The 24,061-nt window shown below is 43.7% G+C and carries 16 protein-coding genes; 6 read left to right on the top strand and 10 right to left on the bottom strand.

Translation table 11 applies throughout. The annotated features are described in order from the left end of the window. The first annotated feature begins 145 nt into the window (after positions 1-145). Positions 146-2,938 (top strand): pitrilysin family protein, encoded by a 2,793-nt coding sequence (locus LJ658_RS16070; RefSeq protein WP_230547555.1) that lies wholly within the window; start codon positions 146-148, stop codon positions 2,936-2,938. 602 nt (positions 2,939-3,540) lie between these two features. On the opposite strand, the gene LJ658_RS16075 is transcribed toward LJ658_RS16070, so the two are convergent. Together LJ658_RS16075 and LJ658_RS16080 are read right to left on the bottom strand one after the other, a co-directional pair. Further along, positions 3,541-4,260, bottom strand: a complete 720-nt coding sequence (locus LJ658_RS16075) for a LytTR family DNA-binding domain-containing protein (RefSeq protein WP_230547556.1) — start codon at positions 4,258-4,260, stop codon at positions 3,541-3,543. Further along, a complete protein-coding gene (locus tag LJ658_RS16080) occupies positions 4,257-5,315 on the bottom strand; it encodes a sensor histidine kinase (protein WP_230547557.1) in 1,059 nt (352 codons plus the stop codon). The genes LJ658_RS16075 and LJ658_RS16080 overlap by 4 nt, the downstream gene beginning before the upstream one ends. A 192-nt stretch (positions 5,316-5,507) precedes the next feature. Here LJ658_RS16080 and LJ658_RS16085 point away from each other — a divergent pair, with 192 nt between their 5' ends. Both LJ658_RS16085 and LJ658_RS16090 read left to right on the top strand, forming a co-directional pair. After that, a complete protein-coding gene (locus LJ658_RS16085; protein ID WP_230547558.1) occupies positions 5,508-5,885 on the top strand; it encodes a DUF4932 domain-containing protein in 378 nt (125 codons plus the stop codon). After that, positions 5,875-6,564: a DUF4932 domain-containing protein gene (locus LJ658_RS16090; RefSeq protein WP_230547654.1), complete on the top strand. Its 690-nt coding sequence runs from the start codon at positions 5,875-5,877 to the stop codon at positions 6,562-6,564. Before LJ658_RS16085 ends, LJ658_RS16090 begins: the two co-directional genes overlap by 11 nt. A 399-nt stretch (positions 6,565-6,963) precedes the next feature. Here the strand turns inward: LJ658_RS16090 and LJ658_RS16095 are convergent, their stop codons facing one another. From LJ658_RS16095 to LJ658_RS16130, 8 genes are all read right to left on the bottom strand, one after another. Then, complete coding sequence (locus LJ658_RS16095; protein WP_230547559.1) at positions 6,964-8,562, bottom strand: trypsin-like peptidase domain-containing protein; 1,599 nt, start codon at positions 8,560-8,562, stop codon at positions 6,964-6,966. A gap of 2 nt (positions 8,563-8,564) precedes the next feature. Beyond that, positions 8,565-9,701 carry a TlpA disulfide reductase family protein gene (locus LJ658_RS16100; protein ID WP_230547560.1) on the bottom strand — a complete coding sequence of 379 codons (1,137 nt, stop codon included), beginning with the start codon at positions 9,699-9,701 and terminating at the stop codon, positions 8,565-8,567. Between the two features lie 31 nt (positions 9,702-9,732). Beyond that, on the bottom strand, positions 9,733-11,145 hold the full coding sequence (locus tag LJ658_RS16105; RefSeq protein WP_230547561.1) for a PKD-like family lipoprotein: 1,413 nt from the start codon (positions 11,143-11,145) through the stop codon (positions 9,733-9,735). 16 nt (positions 11,146-11,161) lie between these two features. After that, complete coding sequence (locus LJ658_RS16110) at positions 11,162-12,019, bottom strand: DUF4843 domain-containing protein (RefSeq protein WP_230547562.1); 858 nt, start codon at positions 12,017-12,019, stop codon at positions 11,162-11,164. A 12-nt stretch (positions 12,020-12,031) separates the two neighbouring features. Further along, positions 12,032-13,510 (bottom strand): RagB/SusD family nutrient uptake outer membrane protein, encoded by a 1,479-nt coding sequence (locus LJ658_RS16115; protein WP_230547563.1) that lies wholly within the window; start codon positions 13,508-13,510, stop codon positions 12,032-12,034. A 9-nt stretch (positions 13,511-13,519) separates the two neighbouring features. After that, positions 13,520-16,951, bottom strand: a complete 3,432-nt coding sequence (locus tag LJ658_RS16120; RefSeq protein WP_230547564.1) for a SusC/RagA family TonB-linked outer membrane protein — start codon at positions 16,949-16,951, stop codon at positions 13,520-13,522. A gap of 184 nt (positions 16,952-17,135) precedes the next feature. After that, entirely contained in the window at positions 17,136-18,305 is a 1,170-nt protein-coding gene (locus LJ658_RS16125) for a FecR family protein (RefSeq protein ID WP_230547565.1), read from the bottom strand. 123 nt (positions 18,306-18,428) lie between these two features. Further along, complete coding sequence (locus tag LJ658_RS16130; protein WP_230547566.1) at positions 18,429-19,004, bottom strand: RNA polymerase sigma factor; 576 nt, start codon at positions 19,002-19,004, stop codon at positions 18,429-18,431. A 470-nt stretch (positions 19,005-19,474) separates the two neighbouring features. Here LJ658_RS16130 and LJ658_RS16135 point away from each other — a divergent pair, with 470 nt between their 5' ends. The 3 genes from LJ658_RS16135 to LJ658_RS16145 all read left to right on the top strand — a co-directional run bounded on the left by LJ658_RS16135 (position 19,475) and on the right by LJ658_RS16145 (position 24,054). Continuing rightward, the gene (locus tag LJ658_RS16135; RefSeq protein ID WP_230547567.1) at positions 19,475-20,059 is read left to right on the top strand and encodes an RNA polymerase sigma-70 factor; all 585 of its coding nucleotides are present in this window, start codon (positions 19,475-19,477) and stop codon (positions 20,057-20,059) included. A gap of 70 nt (positions 20,060-20,129) precedes the next feature. Further along, a complete protein-coding gene (locus LJ658_RS16140; RefSeq protein WP_230547568.1) occupies positions 20,130-21,122 on the top strand; it encodes a FecR family protein in 993 nt (330 codons plus the stop codon). Between the two features lie 157 nt (positions 21,123-21,279). Further along, complete coding sequence (locus LJ658_RS16145) at positions 21,280-24,054, top strand: outer membrane beta-barrel family protein (protein ID WP_230547569.1); 2,775 nt, start codon at positions 21,280-21,282, stop codon at positions 24,052-24,054. Positions 24,055-24,061 lie beyond the last annotated feature (7 nt).

Raw genomic sequence — 24,061 nt, forward strand, 5'->3', positions numbered from 1 at the left:
GATATACCCCTGCTACCCGAGCGCTCTATGCGGACGAGGACAGGGCTGACTGTTTTAAAATAGATTAAAAAGAAATACGATCCGCATGAAACGTTGGGGATTGCAAAAATACAGCATATATAAATACAAGATTTTAGCACCAATTATGATTAAAACTAAAACACTATACCTGATACTAACCGGGATTCTATTCCTGAGCGGCGTGCTGGCGCAGGAAAAACCATTGCCGCTCGATCCGGCGGTCCGTACAGGCAAACTGCCAAATGGCTTTACCTATTATATCCGGCATAACGAAGAGCCCAAAAAGCGGGTGGTACTCTACCTGGTCAACAAAGCCGGTTCGGTGCTGGAAGATGAGGATCAGCGCGGACTGGCACATTTCATGGAGCATATGAGTTTCAACGGCACAAAACATTTCCCGCATAATCAACTGGTCGACTATTTGCAACGGTCAGGCATCCGCTTTGGCGCCGATATCAATGCTTATACGAGCTTTGATGAAACGGTTTACCAATTGCCCATCCCCTCGGATAAACCGGAGCTTTTAAAAGGCGGGTTGGAAATCATGCGCGACTGGGCACAGGATGCTACACTTGACGCTGGCGAAATTGACAAGGAACGGGGCGTTGTGCTGGAAGAAAAACGTTTGGGAAAGGGTGCACAGGAAAGGATGCAAAGACAATACTGGCCGGTGATGCTCAATAACTCCCGTTATGCCGTCCGGATGCCGATCGGGCTGGATACTGTGCTCAATAATTTTAAACGGCCCGTGATCGCCCGTTTTTATAAGGACTGGTACCGGCCCGACTTGCAGGCGTTGATCGTGGTCGGGGATATCAATGTGGATGAGATCGAGAAAACAGTTAAGGCTCAATTCTCTACTTTAAAGAATCCGATGCATGAAAAACTGCGGACAAGGTTTACCGTTCCGCTGAGCGGAAAAAACCAGTTAATGACGGTAACTGACCGGGAAATGACCGCGACGGTTGCCGAGATCCTCATTAAGCATCCGCAGCCGCCTTTAAAAACAACGACAGATTACCGCCGGACGATCATCCAGGGCTTGTTTAACCAGTTGCTGGGCGCCCGCTACGCCGAACTATCGCGCCTGGCCACTCCACCCTTTGTCCAGGGCGGCGCGCAAATCTCGGGCTTTATCGGCGGGCTCGATAGCTATGATGCCAGCGTGGTGGCCAAACCCGGGGAACTGGAAAAGGGTTTCAAAGCAGTGTGGCGTGAAACCGAACGGGTGAAACGTTTTGGTTTTACCGCCACCGAACTGGAACGGGCGAAAACGGCTTACCTGAACCAAATGGAAGAATCGCTGAAGGAAAAAGACAAGACCCAATCGGAAAGCTATGTAAAGGAATACCAGGAATATTTCCTGAAAAGTACGGCTGCCCCAGGGATAACGGCAGAATATCAGTTGACCCAAAACGACTTGCCGGGCATTACGCTAAAAGATCTCAATGCCTTGGCAGCAGCCTATATTACTACAAAGAACCGGGATGTCCTGATACTCGCGCCGGATAATGAAAAGGCAGGCTTACCAAACGAAGCGCTGATCAACAGTTGGTTTGCTTCGGTTGAAGCGGAAAAGTTGTCGCCTTACTGCGATGAAGTCAGCACACTGCCTTTACTAGCCGTTCAGCCTGCTGCGGGCAGGATCTTGTCCGCAGAACAAAACAAAACGCTGAATCTTACTACACTGACCTTAAGCAATGGCGTTAAAGTGATCCTCAAGCCGACAGATTTTAAGAATGACGAGATCCTGTTTACGGCTTTTGCACCCGGCGGCACCTCGCTCAGCCCTGATGCGGATTACCAGAGCGCGGCCAATGCCGGAAGCCTGATCCCTGCCGGCGGGGCAGGTAACTATAGTGCGGACCAGCTGGATAAATATATGACAGGAAAACAAGCAGACGCGGTGCCATACATTGCGGATCGTTACCAGGGGATTAACGGTAAGTCTACGCCGAAAGACCTGGAAACGGCATTACAATTGATCCGTGCTTATTTTACCGAACCACGGAAGGACACCGCCATCCTCAAGGGTATCATTGCCCGTTCCAAGTCCAGCCTGCTGAACCGGGCAAACGATCCTGGCAGCGTATTCAGTGATACGGTCAGCGCGGTATTGGGCAGTTACAATTTTCGCAGGACAGGCCCTTCGGTAGCCAAGCTGGCGCAGGTCAATCTGGATAAAGCATATAGCTTCTATAAAGACCGGTTTGCCGATGCTTCCAATTTTACGTTCACTTTTGTGGGTAACATCGATACGAACAGCATTAAGCCCTTGCTCGAAAAATACCTGGGCAGCCTGCCATCAACCCGGGGCGGGGAACAAGCCAAAGATTTAGGCATTCATATCCCGGAGGGGCATATTGCAAAGAATGTCTATAAAGGCACTGAACCCAAAGCATCAGTGCTGCTAATTTTTTCGGGGTTGTTTGACTATAGCAAGTCTGATAAGAGCCGGCTGGACGCGCTCAAAGAAGCGCTGGAAATAAGATTGCTGCAACGCTTGCGGGAAGACGAAAGCGGCGTTTACAGTCCCGGTGTATTTGTGCAGACCGGCAAATATCCGCAGGCGCGTTATGGTTTTATTGTCCAGTTCGGCTGTGCGCCGCAGAACGTTGACAAACTGATCGCGTTCACACTGGATGAGATTGCTAAACTGAAAAGGGATGGGCCGCCACAGGAGAATATCGACAAATGGCGCGCCGAAGAAAAAACGAATTTTGAACCGCAGTTAAAGACCAATGGTTTCTGGCTCGGCTATATCAGCGGTCAATTGCAGAACCATGACGATTTAGGACAGGTTAGCCACTATGAGCAGTTGCTGGATGAGGTTAAGGTAACTGATATCAGGGATACTGCTTTAAAATATTTAAGCGGCAGTAATTATATACGCCTAGTATTATTACCAGAAAAATAAGGCAAATGGATACTGGATTTTACATCGGGTTTGGATTGATGATAATCGTGATAATAGCGATTGTCATTTGGATGATCCTGGACTACCGGAATGACCGGAAGCTAAAACGATAACCATGATAAGACATTAAAAACCTTCGTTCTTTATAGAATCAGTTTGATAGTTAATGATTGATTTTTCAATTGAAGCGTCGCGGGTGAGAACCGGGACGCTTTGTTGCGTTATGCCATTGCGTGGAGCATTTTTGATTAAGGTCAAGTCTCAAACTGACGAAAACTTTATTGACGATGTTATTTCTACGATAATCAAAAGACGAGGTTATGAAGTAGCTAACTTTAAGGCCGGTGAGCTTTATCTTTTACTAAGATATAAATTAAAAATTTCGATTAAAACGAATACGTATTTCCAAATGTCGCATTATTATCTCCCAAATTTCCAACTCGTCGCAATTTTTCAATAAATTGGTTCGAAAAAACGCCACTGTCGGGAGCTTAGGCCCCGCATGTCTGCGGGGCTTTTTTTTTCAATAATGTGGCCATTTTGATGCGATTTAAGCATGGTCTCCAATTTTAAAAAACAAAAAAACGTAACAGCCTTTTAATTTAAATCTTCTCAACCATCCTATAAAACCGATCTCTGTAGCGATCCCCCACAGGAAGCATTTGGTCGCCGATGTTGATGCGCCCCCGCTCGATTGAACTGATATGCCGCAGCGCCACAATGAAGGATTTATGCACCCGGACAAACTCCTTATCAGGCAATTGTTCCTCTAATTTCTTCAGCGTTTGAAGGCTTAATATTTTACCGTTAGAGGTAGTGATGGCAATGTAGTTTTGCAGCCCCTCAATAAACCGGATATCCTTCAAATCTACCTTTTGTATGCGGTGTTCGGTTTTTATAAACAGGAATTCGGGCGATGGTTCTGCCTGTGGAACAACCGGCGTTGCTGCCCGGCTACCCGGAACAATAACATGCAATGCTTTCTCGGCCGCACGGTAAAAGCGCTCGAACGGGATGGGTTTCAGCAGGTAATCAACTACATCATGTTCGTACCCATCCAAAGCATATTCGGCATATGCAGTGGTGAGGATGATCTTGCATTGTTTACCCGCTATCTTTATGAATTGCAGGCCTGTCAGTTCGGGCATTTGGATATCGAGAAAAACCAGGTCGATGTTTTGCTCGCGCACCATTTGCAGGCCCTCTATGGGATTGGTAGTGGTACCCACTAATTGCAGGAAAGGTATCTTGCCAGCGTGGTCGGCCAGGATGTCAATTGCCAGTGGCTTATCGTCTATAATTAGGCAACGGAGCTGGTTCATGTTAACTGCAATTCTAAATTAACGGTGTAAAACCCGGCATCCTCATTAATTACTAAGTTATGCTTACCGGGGTACATCAGCAACAACCTGCGGCGCACATTGCTGAGGCCAATGCCGCCGAGCTTGTCTTTCTGGTAGTTATTCTTTTTGTTCCGGATGTCGAAGCGCACTTTGTCATTAGTAGCCTGTAAATGCATTTGCACAGGGTTAGCGGGGTCGGTAAGGATGCCGTGTTTAAAGGCATTCTCTACAAAAGAGATGAACAGTAAGGTGGCAATTTGCTGGCTGCCGATATAGCCCCCTACAGCAAGATCAATATAGGCGTTGCCCTTGGCGCTGATGCACTGCAATTCTATCACGTTCTCCAGGTATTTAATTTCGCTTTGCAGAGGCATCAGGTCGGCATTGCCTTCGCGCTGCATGTAGCGCAATATTTCCGATAGTTTTAACAGGGCCACAGGCGCCTGGTCGGAATGCTGATGAGTGAGCGCATAGATATCGTTAATGCTGTTGAACAAAAAATGTGGGTTAATCTGCGATCGCAGAAAGGTCAGTTCGGCCGCTGCTTGTTCTTTTTGCAGTTCCTGTTCGCGCTGTTTGGTGCGGTACCAGTTCTCGGCAAAAAAGTAGATGATCCCGTAAACAAAGTAGGCTGGGAAGTAGTAGTAAAATATATTGCTGATATAATATTCGGCAGTTACCGGCCTTCCACCGTAGTTATCAAACCCCAGCACCGGTTTAAAAAACCAAAACTCAACAATATAACGCCAGCCGATCAGGGCCAGCAGTATCAATACAATGTACAATGCCGCCTTGAAATAGTTGCGCTTTACAAACAGTTGCGGCGCAACGAACAGGTAATTGCTGTAAAAACAAAGTGCCGTGATGCTGCAAAAACCAACCTCGGTTAAGCAGTATTTGATAAATAAACCGGTGGTATGCGGCTGTTCTTTAAAAGAATGGAATGCATTATGCAGAAAAAGCGGAACAGTATGGTTAAGGATAAGCAAAACCCACACCGCCACATGTAAAAAGATAATATGCTTCCGCTTCATTGGTTAAATATAGCATGGTGTTTTTATTCGCGGGCCATAAATACACCAACAGGCAATTTTTAGTGATGAACGGGATTTTTTCAACAAGCCCACCTCCGTACCTGTTCGTCAATAAATTTCAGGGGTTGGTCAATCGTAATTGTTATTGCGCCGGTGCTTATCCAGTTTAGCATCATCAAAAAAATTATCGCAATGAAAAAATTATTACTCATCTGGTTCACTGCCTTGCTTCCCTTAGTGGGTTTTTGCCAGGATAAACTGAAGATAACCGTACATCCGGGCGTGGAACTATTAACCATTATACAAATACTGGCCGGTAAGTATCCGCAGCCAAATCCATCGGCCTACACTAAAGAAGCCCTGGCCTATTTTGAAAAATACAAAGATCACCCGGCCGTAAAAAAGGTGGCATCGTTTGATAAAACCTATACCGACTTAGTAGAACTCGGCTGGTGCATGAGCGATTTCCCCAACATCAAGATCTATGAACCTGCCGAATTGAGCTGGTACAAATATTACGGTAAGGAGAATACGCTGGAATACATTAAGCTATGTAAGGATTTTTTTTAACGTTACCCATTTCTGGAATTTCTTTCAGCAGCACCAGGAGCACTACAATAAATGGGGCGATGAACTTAAGGCCAGGGTTGACTCGGGCAAACTGGTGGATAAGTTGGAAGATTTTTACAAATATCATTCAGATGTGAAGTGGTATGTATGTATCGACCCACTGAACAGCTGGGGGTCGCATGCAATCGATACCAAAACCATCAACCCGCAATTTGCCAACTGGGTGGTTTACAATACGGGCTTTTTTAAGCGCGATGGTTTAATGGATGTTGACCCTATATTTGAGTTTAAAGGTTTCGAGAATCTGGTATGGCACGAGGGGAGCCACATTTACCTGGACCACCTTTTTGCCAAATACAAAAACGAAATAGACGCGCTAAGCTACCTTTTCAACAAACAGGACGAGGGCATGCAGCGCAACAACATCAGCAATTGGACCTATTGTTTGAACGAGAATGTGGTACGATCAATAGTAGGCGCGTTGTACAAAAAGTACCGCACCGACCGCCAGTTTAAGCGGCAGGTAGCCCGCGAAACGGCCAGCGATTTTATCTACGTCGCCGATCTGGAGCCATATATTTACGATAAATATCTCACCTCACACAAGTACAAATCATTTGAAGAGTTTTTCCCGGAGATATTGAAGTTTCTGAAGAAAAACTATCCTGTAAAAAACTGATTTGTGCTCTGCCTTATTAATAATTGGAATCAGTATTTGAGTGTAACACGAGGTTCCCTATGCGCGGAAGACTGCGACAAATATGTAACAGTACCGTGATTTGTAAATATAAGTGAAGGAAAATCAGGACATTATAGCCTCCACCCCTGACCTACCGCCAAAGGCGGTGGTTAGTCATTAGAACTAACAAGGAACGGCAGGCTGATCAGTCTGCCGTTCCTTGTTAGTAAAGTATCATGAGTCCTATGATGTCTTAAATTTAATACCCGGGAAACAAATCAATACGGTTTTAACACAATTATCCAGTTTAGAAGAGAACGGAGGTAAGCGTCCGAACTTCTTAAAATCCAAAAAGCAGAATGTGGTAGGTATTTATGCTTTTGTTTATCGCTTCCAATACTATTTTATGACCATTAGAATAAATTGCTTAACATCGGCAGCCTTGATTAACAAACTGTTTGCGCGGCTATACCGTGCAATATTTAGGCCGCAAAAATGACGTCGTGCGTCGAAAATGGGCCCACCGCATTGCCCAGGCTTTAAAATCAAGTCACTCGTGTAGATCTGCCTAAAACCGTCGCGGCGGCGACTTTTTCCACCCGCAAAGTGTTCAGCCGGATGATCGTGTATGATATCGGGCGGGTAAGTCAAAATAATTGTTTTTTCGATTTCCTCTGCTCCTCTTTTAAGTTTTATTTTCAGCGTATCGCCGGGCCAGGATTTAGACATAACATCCGCAAATGCGTCGGCATCAGTTATTGACGCTCCGTTTAGCATAGTAACTATATCGCCTGTTTTAATTTCATTCAATGCCGCGGGCGAACCTGCCCTAACGAAATAAACTTTAGCCGGGCTGCTATTGTGCATGGGTGTGGCACCGAGAAATCCGGCGCTATTGGTCTTAGGCAAATCAAGCGGACCGCCACTTATGATGCCCGAAATTGTCGATGTGTCAGCTAATGGGGCGAACAAAAAACTGCCCGCTTGAATATTACTATCAGTCCCTTCAAGCTTAATGCCGCCTTTCAGAGTTGCGGCAGGGCGCAGTAATACCAGGTCGGTATTTAGATCGCGGGCAATGATGCTAACCGGTGTTTGGCCCATCATCACCGAGTTGCCTATCAGCGAACTTTTGGACACAATAAGGGTTTGCCCCTTGTATGAAAATACAGTACCCATTACCACTTGTGATTTAACATCAAGACGGCTGTTGAGTTTCACACATGCACCTTCATAGTTACCGGCTTTTGGCTGGTCAGTTAAGGCCGGCAAGGCTTTCCTAGGCTTAATATTTGACACTGTTTCAGGCCAGTTATGGTATACAACCGGCTGTTGCAGCGCGGCCCGGTATTTTTGATAAAGATCAATCGGTATATCATAATTATCAGCTTCGGGCACCTCAATGGCGCTGTGCAGGCCAATAAGTTTGCCGGCGAGATCAAATAACGGGCCGCCCGAATCACCCGGCTCCATTAGGCAGGTAGAATGGATAAAACCCCTGCTATTTAACGGATCAGTAACTTTGCCCAAACGCACAGTTGGTTGTGTTTGATTTAAACTTTCGGGATAAGCAATACTCAGGCAGGGTTGTAGTTTTTGAAGCGCTGCAGAACTGCCTGTTTCAACTTGTGGCCAATTGCCTTTTAGTATTTTCATCAGAGCGACATCGGGTCTGGTCTTGTCGTCAGCTAGTTCGATCTTACCCAGTGCAATAGCAATTGCTTCACGGCCATCAGGAAACATTACTTTGTAGGTGTTGCCTGGTATAGTGACGTGAGCTGCGGTCAGTATATAATTATCTTTAACCACTACTGCACTAAATTGTGCGCTGGTGCGTACTTGCTGCAGCGTATCAAATCCCCATAGCCTGACACAGGCCGGCTTTACTTTGGCTATCGTTTTTTGGATCGCCGACTGCAGGTTTTGCGCCACTGTGCGCTGCGGTATCCATGATACCAGCAGCACAAGGGCAATAAATAAACAATAGGGTCGAGTCATCCTTAATCTTTGAATAATTCGCCAAGTTTCTTGTTCAGGTCCTCGCCACGCAAACCCGTCTGTATGAGGTTACCGTTACGGTCAACCAGGAATGTCGCAGGGATGGCAGAAACGCCATAAAGACGGGCAACGCTGTTATTCTGACCATTCAGGTCACATACCTGCGCCCAAGGCATGCCTTCCTGTTGTATGGCTTTAAGCCAGTTATTGCGGCTATTGTCTAATGACACGGATAAAATCTCGAATCCCTTGTCTTTGTACCTTTTATATTGGGTCACCAGGTTCGGGATCTCCTGGCGGCAAGGCGAGCACCAGCTTGCCCAGAAGTCGATCAATACCACCTTACCTTTATAAGCCGAAAGCGAAACAGGTTTACCCGCCGGATCTACCTGCGTGAAAGCCGGCGCGGCGCCGCCAATCTTCAGGCGGTAATGTGCATCGATAAACCCCTGGATGGTTTTACCATTCTCAGTTGCCTGGATATCCGGAGTAAAAGTTTTGAAAATCTGCTCGGCTATGGTTACGGTCTTATCGTTAGCCGCGGTACCGAACAGCGCTACCGGCGCGAAGTATGAGGCCGGATGCGTTTTGGCAAACTCCAGGTTCTTTTTTTGAAAATCAGCTATCATTTGATAGTGGTGGCGTGCTACCTGGTTTGTAAAAGCTGTGTCTTGTACTAACTCGGGTGCTGCCGCTATCTCTGCATTCGAGATCTTATCAATATCCCATGGCATAGGCCCTACCGCTTTGGCATAAGCCGCATATTCGTCATAAGTTTTTGAACCCGTCATCTGCGCGTTCGCAAGAGAATCTTTAGAAGAAATATTTAATGTTTCATCGCCAAAATGGAAATAGATCACGTCGCCGCCACGAGTGGCAATTTCACGGCCAACACCTTTATGGTCAATCGCCATGCGTACTGAGCTATAAGGGTTCATGTGCCCGGTGAATTTAAAAGCACCGTTTACCAATGTGGCAGAATCTGTATGATCATGGCCATCGGTCATAAAACTCAGGTAAACCTTGGCTCCGTTAAGGCTACCTATTTGCCCGTTAACAGTATAACCTGATTTTGGCGTTTGTGCCACAGCCATTATGCTAACTGCTGTTAATAAAAGGCTATTTATTATCGTTTTCATATTGATATAATTGTTTTTAGTGATAGTGTTTTTAGTGAATAACTACATCGACGGGCGCGCCTGGTATGCCGGTGATTGTTTTTGTAATATTTCCGTTTTTACTTACACTGACATCCAGTGTGTACAAAGTACCGGTGGTGCCTGCAGTAAGCGTGTTACCGTCAGCGCTTAACTTAATCATAGTCACTTTTTGCCCGTTAAAATTGGCGTCTAGCGTGCGCAGATCCTGGTTAAGCGGATTATAGCGGTAAATCTTATCGGCCGAAGTAAAGTAGAATATGTCCACGGTTGATTTTTGCCATTTTGTATCTGATGTTACCAACGAAGCGCCTTTAAATACACGTTTCCCGTATACATGAATGGCACGCGCGTCATAATTATCCATATCAAGGTAGAAAGACAACTCATAGATATCACCGTCGGCCCCTTTAATGTAAGCATATGACTGACCCGACTGCGCCTGCATAAATACCAGACTACCTGTACCCAAATGTTTAGGGTCAAAAGCAGTACCGTCAAAAGCAAAATCATTACCCATGTAATTGCCACCGCCGTCAAAGCTGATGAAGGATTGCGCGGCAGGATCAAAGCCAAAGAAATAGCTTGGCCCATGGGTATAAAAATTCGATAAAGTGTAATTGCCGGATTGCGCGCTGGAGAACTTTCCAAAATCAGGCGCAAAAGGCGCGGTGCTGGTAACTGCCAAATAAAGCTTTCCGTTAACTACGCCCGAAGGTGAACCGGTTGAGGCCTCGAAGTAGCCTAAATTCAATGGAGACGGCGGCGTAAAAAACTGCGCGTTAAAATAGTTTTTACGCAGCATGGTATTTCCATCAATAACCACACTTTGGTGAGCAGCATCCTGAGCGATAACCCAGTAATTTTCAACCGTTCCTGGCTGATAAGCAAAGGGCTTTGGAAATAACTGCGTTGGATTAGCCGGCAGATCCTCACCATTCAAAGACCGATACAGGTTAGCTAAAATAGTTTTATTCGGTTTGATAAAGGACAATTTTGTTACCCCATTGTCCACACTCAGTACAGTGGTACCCGCCGAAAATTGAGTGCCGCCCAAAATCTTAAACGGAAAGAAATATTTAATGCCGTTACGTTTATCGGTGATGGTCAGTTTGGCATCGCGTACCTGGGGCGAAAGATTGTAAACAATTTTAAGCGGGTAACCGGTATAAGTATCTGCCCGCGCTTCTTCGGCTACGTAAATATCCCACTGATAGGTCAGATCTTTCAAATAATTGGCTCCTTCAATAGTAACTTTAGGCGCTAAAGTTAGGGTATCGCCTACCAAAGCTTGAAAGGTAGAATCCTTGAATGCGGTAACAACCGGTTCGCTGGGTGGATTGTAATTGTAATTGCCCAGGTCTTTTTTACAGGCGCCAAGTGCCGCAATGACAAGGGTCAACAGAAAAAAAAGTTTATTTTTCATTGTGCTGGTTTCTTAATTAAATGATGATTTGATTACCATTTTCATCAATGAAAATGAGTTTGTTAACCGAAGCAAAATACTTAAGCCAATATTTCTTATCAGGCGCGTTAACATTATACAGATCGTAATCGCCGGTATTGTCACTGCGCTTGGTTAGCTTGTAGCCAGCACTTGGATTTTGCTGAATCCAAGTGAAAGGGTCCTGCAAAAACTCATGCACATTGTTGATATAATACAGGCAACGCGGAATATGCAGAAAATAGTTAGGATCAACGGCTCCATTAAGTTCTACCAGGTCGCGTGTACCTGACGAGATCAGAAACAGCTGATGCTTAACGCGGCTGTAATTACCTAGCTGTCCCCAATAGTTCCACCAAACCGGTTTTTCCAGGCGGTTTGAAAAAGTAATTTGTTTGCTTCGTACCTCAATAGGCAAGTTGGTGCTGAAACCAGCGCCTCCGCTTACTACTAAAGTAATTTTTACCGTTTTATTTTGTAAAGCGGTATCGGTATTAAGCAATATCACGGGTACGTGCACTATGCCCGAGTCTGCCGGCATAGTATAGCTGGCTTTAAGCGCCTCATAGTGCAATGCAGACACAGCTGTTGTTTTCTTCGGGTCGGCCGCCAATATGAAATTACGTGGCTGATGAACACGCTCGCCTGATGTGGTCACCTTTACCCAAACCGTGTCGCGCAATTGAGCGGGCGAATAGGCAAAGGTGTAAGTAAACGCCGTCGTATCGGTAACTGCCGTACCCAGGTAGATATTATCTTTACCGTCGGGCGAGCTATAGGTAATCAGATTTTCTTTTTTACAGCCTGCCAGCGCAATTACGCCGCCTATAGCTAAGAGTATCTTATAAATTTTCATTTCACTATTCAATTAGTTGTTACGGTAAGTAAGTTCATCCTGCGGTTTTGGGAACACGAAGATGTTGTTTGATGGCGGGGTTGTTTGAGTAGACGATACAACCACACCGTGATTTAATCGTTTGTACATATAAAACAACTGGTTCTCACCATAAAACTCTTTACGCGCCTCGGCCAGCAAGCGGGTTATAAAAGCGTCCTTTGCAGGTACCGTGGTTAAAGTATTACCAATACCCCGTTTAGCGCGGATGGTGTTATAATAATCTAAGGCAGCTGTAGGGTTGGTATCAAAGCTTGCTTCGGCAGCTATGTAATACATTTCACTTAACCTTATCGCCGGGGCAACCAATGGATGCAGGTTTGCCTGCGAACCATTCTTGACATATTTTTGCAGTATGGCACGGTTAGCACCACCAGAAACTGAGGCGGTAGACACGAACCACTGTTTGTATCGCCAGTCATCAGCTCCATCTCCACCTATTTCGTAGATATCAGCTACCTGGTCAACAGTCGCGCTATACTTAGGGTCTGAACTGGTATACCGGTCCTGCAGAAAATTAATTTCATTTTGGGTATCAATAAACCAGGCAGCTACCAGTTCAGGATAAAAAATACGGTCGCGTTTGGTTATATCGCTTGCAAAGAAGTCATCCTGCTTGGTAAACGGAAATTTTTTCGCGTTAATAACTTCCAATGCGTTGCTTAGTGCATTTACATTGTCGCCTTCGTATAAATAAACCCGCGCCAGTTCGCCGCAAACCGCATAATAATTTAAGCGATGACGACGGTTCTGCATAAACAGATCATTCGAAGCCAGTTCAGTTGAATTGTTAGACGGCGGGTTACCAACCGGTGGATAACCAACGATATAACCACCAGACGAGATAGGATCAGCTTTCAATAACGCTTTTGCCGCTTTTAAATCAGTAATTAACGAATCAATAGCTTGTTTTACGGTTGAATTAGGTGTGCTTTTAGTGGTTACCCTGGTAACATACGGGATGCCGGTTTGATTTGCGCCCGTTAAATACGACGGGGCAAACATCCGCAGCAAATCGAAATGCAGATAAGCGCGCAATGCCAGGGTCTCTCCTTTTATTAATTCGCGGTTTTTACCGTTAAAACCAACTTTTTGGTCATCAACAGATGCCAAAAGATAATTGCAATTGGCTATAGCGCGGTAAGCAGTACTCCAGGTGTCGTAGTTTTTACTTACTACAGATGGCAGCGTATAGTTAAAATTAGCGGTCTGTTGCAGAACAATATCATTGAACTGGTAGTTCTGCGACAGAATATCGTTCATAAATGTAAGGTTTGCACCATACAGTGAGGTAGATGAACACAAACTGTAAATACCGTTAAGCGCCTCTTCAAAACCCTGTTCAGTTTGAAAAAGATCGGTTTTATCGATCTGCGAGGCGGGTTTAACATCCAGGAACTTGTTGCAGGATGTTAAGGCGATTAAAATGGCTATGTAAAATATTTTTTTCATGTCAGATTATTAAAAAGTTGCCTGTATTGAACCGGTTAAACTGCGGGCATAAGGATATTGGATACCCCGCTCCTGCTGTATGGTAGAGCTATAGAAGGCATCGTTAACAGTTAATGTCGCACGTAATGAATGCATGCCTATTTTTTTGGCAAAGGTTTTCTTAACCTCGTAAGACAAGGTTACCGAAGGCAGATCGATAGTGTTTTCGCGCTGTACGAAACGGGAAGTAGCATATGAAGTGCCCAGGTCGGCAACGTTTTTATATAAGGCCTTGTCGCCCGGCTTTTGCCAGCGTTCGGTCAACACACGGCTGTCAACATTAAATCTTGGATCTGCGTTCTCCACCCTATCAATCAATGTTTGATTAAATACTTGTCCGCCAAACTTGTAATGAAATTGAAAACTCAGTAAAAACTGTTTAAACGTAATATTGCTACCAACAAAACCTTCGGCTTTTGGCTCCATATTACCAATAGGCTGCTCATCAACTGCGTTCCAGTCGTAAGTAAGTGAGCCATCACGTTTCACTAAAATTTCTTTACCATTTTCCGGATCGATACCCATAGATTTTACACCCCAGATGGTATACAACGATTGCCCTTCCTGGTAATGCAATAAGGGAATACCCTGAGCCTTGTTATCAGCGTTGCTCTGGTAGTTATTTACAGCATCGTTATAAGCTTTTAATGCGTTTGATATCTTTACAATGGTATTTTTATTGTGGGCCAGGTTACCAATAAAATTAATGTTAACATCCTGGGTTCTGTAAGCGTTTACAGTTACATATAACTCATACCCTTTATTGCTCATATCGCCCAGGTTGGCATCATACGTTGCAAAACCGGTTGATGGCGCGATATTGACGCTGTTCACCAATCCTTTGGTTAATTTGTAGTAATAGTGCGGATTGATAACTACGCGATCTTTGAATAATCCCAACTCTAATGAGTAATCATAATTAGTGGTCTTTTGCCATTTCAGGTCTTGATTACCATAAGCGTTGACTACGGCACCCACGCCCGTTGAATACCAATCAGACTGGTAGTTGTAAGTGGTGTTTGCCAATGACGGCGGGAAGTTTACCGATCCGGTTAATCCGGTAGTGAAAGTCAGCTTTAAACGCGATACGGAAGAAAGATTATTTTTTATGAAATCCTCGTAATGCGCGTTCCAGCCTATACCACCGGCCCAGAACGGCGCTATACGCTGATTAGCACCGAAGGCTGATGATCCGTTGGCACTTAATGTCGCGTCCAGCAAATATTTGTTCCTGTAAGCGTAGTTAGCGGTAAAGAATTGCGATATGGTACGTGTAGTATAAACATTCCCGTCTGGCGAGCTATTTGGAGTATACGTACGCGCGAAACCTATATTGGTAAAACGGTCGTTAGAAAAACCACGGGCCTGAAAACCTTTATAATCCTCGTTCGAAGTATATACCTGCGAGTTTAGTACCGCGTTAATAGAATGGTCGCCCAGTTGCTTATTGTAAACCAGCTTTATGTTACCGTTCAGTGTCAGCAAGTTATCTGCGGAATAATCATAGCTGCCGCGATTTTGAATATCAGAAGTTGGCCCGAAATAAAAGCTATTACTTAAAGGCGACACGAACTTGTCAGAAGTACTTTTGGTATTGATAACACTAAAAAGGCCGATTAACCGTAAGCCCGGAAGTATTTTCCAGTCGGCAGAAAAGTTATCCTGGAACTCCAGATAGGCAGAGCGGTCAAAACTACCCAATGTAGACTCAAACAAAGGGTTATAAACTGGTTCATTTTTGATCTGATCAGGGCCTTTGGCATGCGTGTCTACCCGCCAGTTTGCAATTTCGCGGATATAATTTCCATTAGCGTCTCGTATCGGGTAGTAAGGGTTCATAGACACGTAGGTCGAAAAGTCGCCATATTCAGAATTCCTCGACTTGATTTGGCTAACTGTTACTTCGTTCTTAACCAACAAACTCCTGGTTGGATTATAGAAGAAGCTCATGCCACCGGTATACCTGTCACGGCCCGAGCCTTTCATTACCCCGGGTGAGGTTTCATAACGAAGGTCAATACCGTAACGGAAAGTAGTGTCACCGCCTTCTGCATAAATGGAATGCTTCATGCCGTAGGCATTTTGCAGCGGTTGCGATAACCAGTAGCTATTAACACCACTTACTACGTTACGCAGCTTGCTATAATATTCCTGATCAAGCTGATCTTGCGAATTGGCCGTGTTGTTTACTGTGCTGTACAATCCGGCTAACTTTTCATATTGCAACTTGTCGGACGCGTTCAAAACATGGTAACCGGTCAAATCCGGGGCTTGAACTCGCAGTTCGGAGTTATAGGTTAGCTGTAATTTGCCGGGTGCTGGTGCGCGGGTGGTAATTACAATTACCCCGTTGGCGGCTTTTGAACCATAAACAGCGGTGGCGGCGGCGTCCTTTAAAATATTGATGGAAGCGATGCGGTTAATGTCCATGTCGACCACCTTCTCCAGCGAAACTTCGAACCCATCAAGGATAAACACAGGCTGGTTATAACTGCTTGACAAGTCATTACGATTAATGATTGCTCCATTTACAGAGGGCAGGGTTGTTGAACCACGCACCGTGATTTTTGGCAACGCGTTAGGGTTTGAGCCTAATATGTTATTATCAGCGATACGGAATGACGGATCAAAAGTGGCAATACTTTTAATGACGCTTTGCGGGTTAACCCTGCGCAGGTCATCACCACTAATGGTAACTGCAGAGCCGGTATAATTATCTCTTTTAATAACCTGGTAACCAGTTACTACCACATCATTTACATGGTTACTGCGGATGGACAGTTGGATAACCAAGGGCTTGTTATCAATCACGGTTATTTCCTTAGTATTGTAACCGATATAGCTAATCACCAACACATCACCCGCATTGGCGGCCAGCCCGAAATCGCCATTGGCATTCGTTTGCACATGTATGGGCTTATTTTTAACACTGATGTTCACGCCGATCAAAGGCTCGCGCGAAGCGCTATCAATAATTTTACCCTGGATGATCAAAGGCGCGGCAATAACAGAAACAGGCACAGGTTTTTCTGCCTTTGCTGGTTTAGCCGGACTAATAACCACAGTTTTGTCTACAATGGTAAAATCTAATGCCAGTTGCTGCAAACAAGTCCGCATAGCTTCAGCTATCGTTGCGTTTTTCAAATCAACGTCCTGCGTTTGGCGGACATTGATTTTACCAGTATAAAAGAAAGTATAGCCGGTTTGCTTTTTGATGTCCTTAAACAAGGTTTCGAGGGAGGCGTTATGCCTTGAAATAGTCACCGTTTGGGCAAAACCCGCCGCAGAAAGCTGGAGGGCGCCTATCAGTAACAAGATGGTAGTCAACTTCATAACTACATAAGTTTTGCGCTTCGTCGCCTCTGAAAAAAACACAGAGCGGCAAAGAAAAATTAATTTCATATTTTTGAAAAGAATGAGGTGATTAAAAAGCAGCAAAGTGTCAACATTGGCTGCTAACCTTTTTACAGCCGGCGGCACGCCAAATGCCCCGGCTTTTTTATTTCCTGAAAAGTTCTAGTCGAGTTTCTGCATAGTTTATAGTTTAATTGGTTAATAGTTTAGTTAATTATTAATTAGTAGTTCTTTATTTGCCGGACGTGTAAGTAGCTGTCAGGTGCCGGCCATTAATGTCAAAATGGACGTTATTGAGTTCCATGATGCGGAGCACATCTGCCAGTCTGCTGGAACGTGTTATCTCACCGTAAAACTTCTCGTCAGGTAAATTGCCATTATAGCTCACATCAACATCATACCAGCGGGCAACTTGCCGCATAATGGTTTTAAGATCATCGCCAGCAAAAGAAAACAAGCCATTCTTCCAGGCAACTTCTTTATCAATGTCAACACTCTTTTTTGAAAGTTGTCCGTCAGCGTTAAGAATGGTTTGCTGCCCGGGCGTTATTTTAGTTTCGGCACTGCCTGCTGTTACGTCAACCAAGCCTTCAAGTAAAGTAGTTTTAACTGTAGCTTCGTTATCATAGGCATTTATATTAAAATGAGTACCCAATACGGTTACCGTTTGCGATCCAGAATTAACTTTGAAAGGATGCAATCTATCTTTAGCCACTTCAAAATAGGCTTCGCCGGTTAGGCGCACCAAACGTTCGCCACCGTTAAAAACTACGGGATAGGTTATTGAAGAAGCTGCGTTTAACGTTACCTGCGTACCGTCTGGCAATACAACCTGGTATTGGCCGCCTTTAGGGGTAGAAATAGTATTTTGTCCGGTTAAACCATGGATTTTGTGATTCGCACCAAGAGTGTATACAATAAGCCCCTGCGCGTTTTTATGAATAAAGATGCCGGCTTGTTTGGCAATGACACCATTATTTGCAGTGCTCAGATCAATTTTTGAGCCATTGGCCAGTTGCAATGTGGCGCGATTACCGCCGGGCCTAATGCTGTTCTTGGCCTTAAGATCAAAGGCAGCCCGATCAATCGGTTTACGAAAAACCCAAATGCTACCGCCGATTAGTAAAAATAACGCAGCAGCAGCCGAGAGCCGTAATAACAAACGGCGATATATAAAGCGGTTTGGTCTGATTGTTTCCTTAGTTATGCGTGCATTAAGGTTATATTTCATGCGCTGCTGTAAATCCCAGAACATTTCTTCGTTATCGTCTGTAATCAGGTCGTCGTTGACGTCAAACAGATCGTAAAATGATTCTAACAACTTAATTTCCTCCACTGAGGCAATACCTTTGCGGTATCGAATCAGCATTTGACGGAAATATTGCTTGTCTATATCTTTCATGTTAAGCTTTTATAACTAAATGATCCGAAAAATTTCAAAAAGCCCAGTCACTTTAATTTTTTTTTAAAAAAATGTTAAAAGTTGGTTAAAAAAAGACACAAGTCGCCAAACCACTCAATCAGATCAGCGGCGGAGAAGAAAAAAAAGTAAAGCAAATAAAAGCGATTCACGACAGGTAGCCAAGGCACGGCCCAAATGATTACGGACAGTTTTTACCGATAATTGCAATTGGTCAGCAATCTGTTGGGTGTTGAGACCATCATCGTAACGTAAACGAAATATAATGCGCTGCTGGAGCGGCAGGCTATCAATTAGCTGGGCAAATGATTGAAGAAATTCGTTGTAAAGCAAATTGCTATCGGCACCGGCATGCAGCGTTTCTATCTCAAAAACAACATCAGAAAGCGACTCATATTTACTTTCCTTTTCCAAATGTTTAAACACGGCATTACGAACAGCAACAAATAAATACGCCGGCAAGTTGTCAATAACATCGCCCGATTCTCTTTTCCAAAGCTGAAAAAAAACCTCTTGGGTTATATCCTGCGCAGCGTCGGTATCGCTCAATCGTTTGTAAGCCTGATTGAGTACCTGTTTCCAGTAACGGGTATACAAAGCGTCAAAAGCTTGCCGGCTGCCCTGGGCGAGCCATTCCAGTAGTTCCTGATCAGTTATTCCTGTTAACAATACTTTATCCATCCAATCAACTTTCTTCTCTCTTATAATCAGGCTTGGCAACCAGTTTGCGATCTACCAAAATAGCAAAAAAAATTAAAATAAAACCTGTGACTTGCATACAGACCAAATTACGGGAAGGCGAAAACTTTCAATCAGAATTTCCTAATCGCGGCTATAGCATACTGGCAGCGATCTAAAAGCTTCACTATATATTGGTTGACGAAGTAATTAATCTGAAAATTGCTTCGAAAAACATACGTGATAGGAAACAAATTGCAAACAAGCAGACTTGTGTCGGCTTGTTTGATTTTAGGCACCTTCAAACCAATCTTAGTCGTGCTTGATATAGGCTGGTACCATTCGCAATCATCTCTGATAGTTATTTAGCCCTTAATATTTGGATTTTCTCTGCCTGACCGCCAGGACCTGGAGCCACTTGTCCAAACCGATAAAATTGCATTACATTTGGCCAGCGGTAATTCTATTAATAAATGACTAAACACGATTCTTTAACCGATCTGCACCTGGTAGATCTATTGAAAGAAGATGATGAAGCTGCTTTTACCGAAATTTATCGTCGTTACGCCGCAAAATTAGCCAGCTTTGCAAGCTCCAGGTTATACGATCTTGAAGAAGCGCGGGATATTATTCATGACGTATTTGTGAAGTTTTGGGAACAAAGAAAGCTGTTAAAAATTGATAGAAATTTAGAAGCTTATTTATTTACCCTGGTTCGCTATCGCATCGTTGATAAGATCAGGAAAAACATCACAAGCGAAGCCTACGCAGAGCTGACACTTGCTTTACAAACAACATTTGCAGATGAGATTGAACAACAGATCGCCGCGAAAGAATTAAAACAGCAGATCGGCAAAGCAATTGACGAATTATCCCCCAGAGTAAAAGAGATCTATCAACTCAGCCGCGAAGAAAATTTAAGTATCTCTGAAATCGCTGTTAAGCTGCAGCTTTCTGAACAAACAGTAAAAAATCAACTAACTGTTGCATTGAAGCATTTAAGGCAGTCATTGACACTTTTATCTGTTTCTGCACTGATTTATTGGTGCCTCTCTTAGTACGTTTTATTCTATTAAAAAAATCATTTTTATATGGTACTAAACTGTGTTCAGCACGACTATTGTCAAAATGTCGAAAATGAACCGCGATATCGAAACGCTGCTGGACCGTTACGTGAAAAGGGAAACATCCCTTAACGAAGATCGGCTTGTTGAAAAATGGCTGGATGAAAATGGAAATACTGACCCAACCTGGCAGAGATTAGATTCTATTGCTCAGGAAAAATGGTTAGCTGATGTTTTTAACGATATCAGGATCAGCATCAGTAAAACCGAGAATAAAATAATAACGATGCCCCACAGGAAGCATATGCTTTGGAAAAGGATGGCTGCAGCCGCCATATTAGTGATCTCCTTAGCACTGTACTATGAGTGGCCTGCGCTGCAAAAACGATCAGTCACCACGCAGCTTACTGCATTAAAAGTTCCGGTTCACCAAAAAAGACAAGTTATCTTACCTGACGGTAGCGAGGTGTGGGTTAACGAAGCGTCGGAGCTGAAATATCCAAAAAAATTTACGGCAAAACTAAGAGAGGTTTATTTATCCGGCGAGGCTTACTTTGATGTTAAGCATCACGCCAATCAACCTTTTATCATTCATACAGGCAATTTGGTTACAACCGTATTAGGGACAGCATTTGATATCAGGGAGGATAAAAACAAGCATACCGTCGAGGTAACGGTAACCCGGGGTAAAGTAAGCGTAGCCAAAGGTGGTAAGCTATTGGGAGTATTAACACCTAACCAGCAGATTAGCTATAATAGCTTAAATAATGAAGCTGTCAAACAAACAGTAGATGCTAATTTGGCTATCGCCTGGCAGCAAAATGAGCTTTATTTTGATGATGTCAATTTCGGGGACGCCGTTTTACAATTGCAAAAGCAATTTAACGTAAAGATAAGCTTCGCCAATCAAAAACTTAAAACCTGCCGGTTTACCGGAACCGCCCTGAAAGGTGAACGGCTGGATAACATACTCAAAGTGATCTGCGCTTTTAATAATGCTACTTATCAAACGAAACCAGACGGCAGTTTCGTTATCGACGGGCCTGGTTGCAACTAACATAAAAAATAAATGAAAAGCATCTAAGCCTAAAAGAGACTTTTATCCTCCAGGCAGGAGAAAAAGTAAAAACCTGTAAACCGACGGCCATCGGTTCACAGGCAACCCGGAAATCCGGGGTTTTAAATAATTGGAATCACTTAAAACATTTAAAACTATGAAAAATTCTGCAATAATGTGGAATGCGGGAATGAGGCATGCTCTCCCTTTTAAAATACTATTTCAAAAAAAACAATTTATCATTTGGTTAATGCGTGTAAGTCTGATCACATTTCTTTTTATCTCCATCTCTTTTCAGCTGCTTCTGGCAATTGGTGTAAAGGGCCAGGACATGAGCAGTTATCAGGTGACCATAAAACTGGAAAACGAAAGCCTGCTAACCGGATTAAAAAAAATAGAGGCACAAACCAGTTTCCGGTTCTACTACAGAAAAGCCGATATAGGAATGATCAACGGCCTTAATATGACTTTAAACACCAGGCCTGTAGAGGATGTGTTAAATAACTTGTTAAAAAACACTGACCTCTCTTTTCGGCAAATTGATAATAAGATTTTATTGGAAAAAAGACGACAACAAACTGGTTATACTATAAAGGGCAGGGTTATCGGCAGCAACGGCAAGCCGGTTGAGCTGGCTACAATAAAGATCACTAAATCCGCCGATCATAATATTGCATTTACCGCTCTTGCAGACACAGGCGGCCGATTTAATTTAAAAGTTTTTGAAAAGGGAGAGTATCTGCTTAGCGTAACATCGCCCGAAACAGACAGTTTAACGCAGGCTATAAAAGTTGATGAAGCACAGATCGTCATACTACCCGACATTATACTGACAGCGTCCATCCGGTTAAAAGGCGTTACGATCACTGACAGAAGACCCCTGCTCAGTCGGTATGCGGACAAATTAACCTTGAATGTAGAAGGCAGCGTATACGAAAGGGGCGAAAATGCACTTAAACTATTTAGCGTGATACCCGGAGTTTACTTTGACGGCAAAGAAATTTTGTTCAGGGGCTCAGAGGGGGTGACCGTTTATGTGGATAACAGGAAAATTCCGCTGTCCGGAGATCAGCTATTGTCTTATCTCCGATCCATTCCTTCAGAATCTATTAAATCTTATGAGTTAAAGGCTGTTCCGGGTGCCGAAAATGATGCCCAGAACAATGGGGTGGTCATAAACATTGTTTTAAAATCCGAATACAAATTCGGATTGTCAGGCAATGTCAGCACCGGATACTGGTATAACGGACACGACAACACTAAAGCTACTACGTTCCTTAATTACCGGACAGGTAAATTCAATTTACAGGGAGGTTTTAACTATTTTTTTTCTCCCGCTTTTTATGAGGACGACATTACCCAGAAATTTGATGCTACAGGTATTTTCAGCAGACAGACAGAACAGTATTTAGAGCGTTATCATAATATTGGTTATAATGCCGCTATCGATTATAAGCTAAACTCCAAACAAACTGTCGGGGTCAGTTACAACAGATATATTAATCCCGGCAGCCTTGGCAGCACATTTACTACCGATATTACTTATTTGCATAACGCGCAAACAAGTACAATTGATTCCTCGTCTCATGCTACCAGGAAGTCGTTATTCAGTTATGTTAACCAGATGGCCAACGCGTTTTACCGGAATAAACTGGATTCGGCCGGGAGCAGGTTAGATATCGGGTATAGCTACATTTCTTATGGCTCAAAGGACCCGTCCGCTCTGGAAACACGGTATTTAAACAGTGCAGGTGCAGAATTTCGTCCGCGCGATAGTTTGTTTGCCAAAACGCTGGGCAAATCTATGGTCCATGTCGCCAATATCGATCTGGAAAAACATCTATCCAAATCACTGGTATTCAGCGCCGGCAGCAAATTCACCTCTTCAAAAACTGACTATTCCATCGATTACCGGAACGGCCTCGATGGTCAGGCTCCCCTGGACCCAAAACGGTCAAACAGTTTTAGGTATAACGAAAATATACTTGCTTTTTATAGTACACTCGCACAATCTTACAAAAACCTGAATGTTAAATTTGGATTAAGAACGGAACAGACAAATTATAGCGGCAGATCAATTATAACAGGACAAACCATCGGGCGTAATCAATGGGACTTTTTCCCCTCGGCCTTTTTAAACAGGAAATTTGGCGAGGAGCATTCATTTACCCTCTCCTATGACCGGAGAATAGACCGGCCCGGGTTCAGGCAATTGAATCCATTTGTGACTTATACCAGCCTCAATAGCATTGAGGAAGGTAATGCCGAATTACGGCCCTATTACAGCAATAATTTACAATTAGAATATTTACTGAAAAGCAAGTATACCTTAACCGTTGGCTACCAAAATACTACTAATGGCATTGCCTCAAATGTTACCAATATAGGTAATGTGATTATTTCGAAGGATGAGAATATCAGTGACAATAATAATGTTTTTTTGTCACTGTACATCCCTATAAAGCTCACCAGTTGGTGGGAGTTCAATACAAGCAGTACTTTCAGATACCGTACTCTAGACCTTCGCCGTACTGACGTTTTGCATCGGGAAAAGTTTACACAAAACCTATGGGGAACTAATAAGTTTAATTTACCAAATAAATACTTTATTGAGGTGTCTGGTTTTTACAACGGCAGCGATTTTCATGATATTACTAACCAGTTTAGTTACGGAAAACTTGATGTAACTATAAAGAAGAGCTTTTTTAATAATCAACTCACCTCCAGTTTAGAACTGCAGGACCCCTTTAAACTATATAAACCCCGGTACCAGATCATCACCCCCGAATTTAACAGAGATGTTATAAGAAACAGACTTGCATACGTGAGATATATCGGGATTTTCTTAACCTATAATTTCTCTGGTGGAAAAAAACAAAATAATAAGGAGGATATTGACGCTGCGGGAAATGAGGCGAGGGGCCGCCTGTAGGTCAATG

The organism is Mucilaginibacter sp. UR6-11 (assembly GCF_020880695.1).
Lineage (GTDB): Bacteria > Bacteroidota > Bacteroidia > Sphingobacteriales > Sphingobacteriaceae > Mucilaginibacter.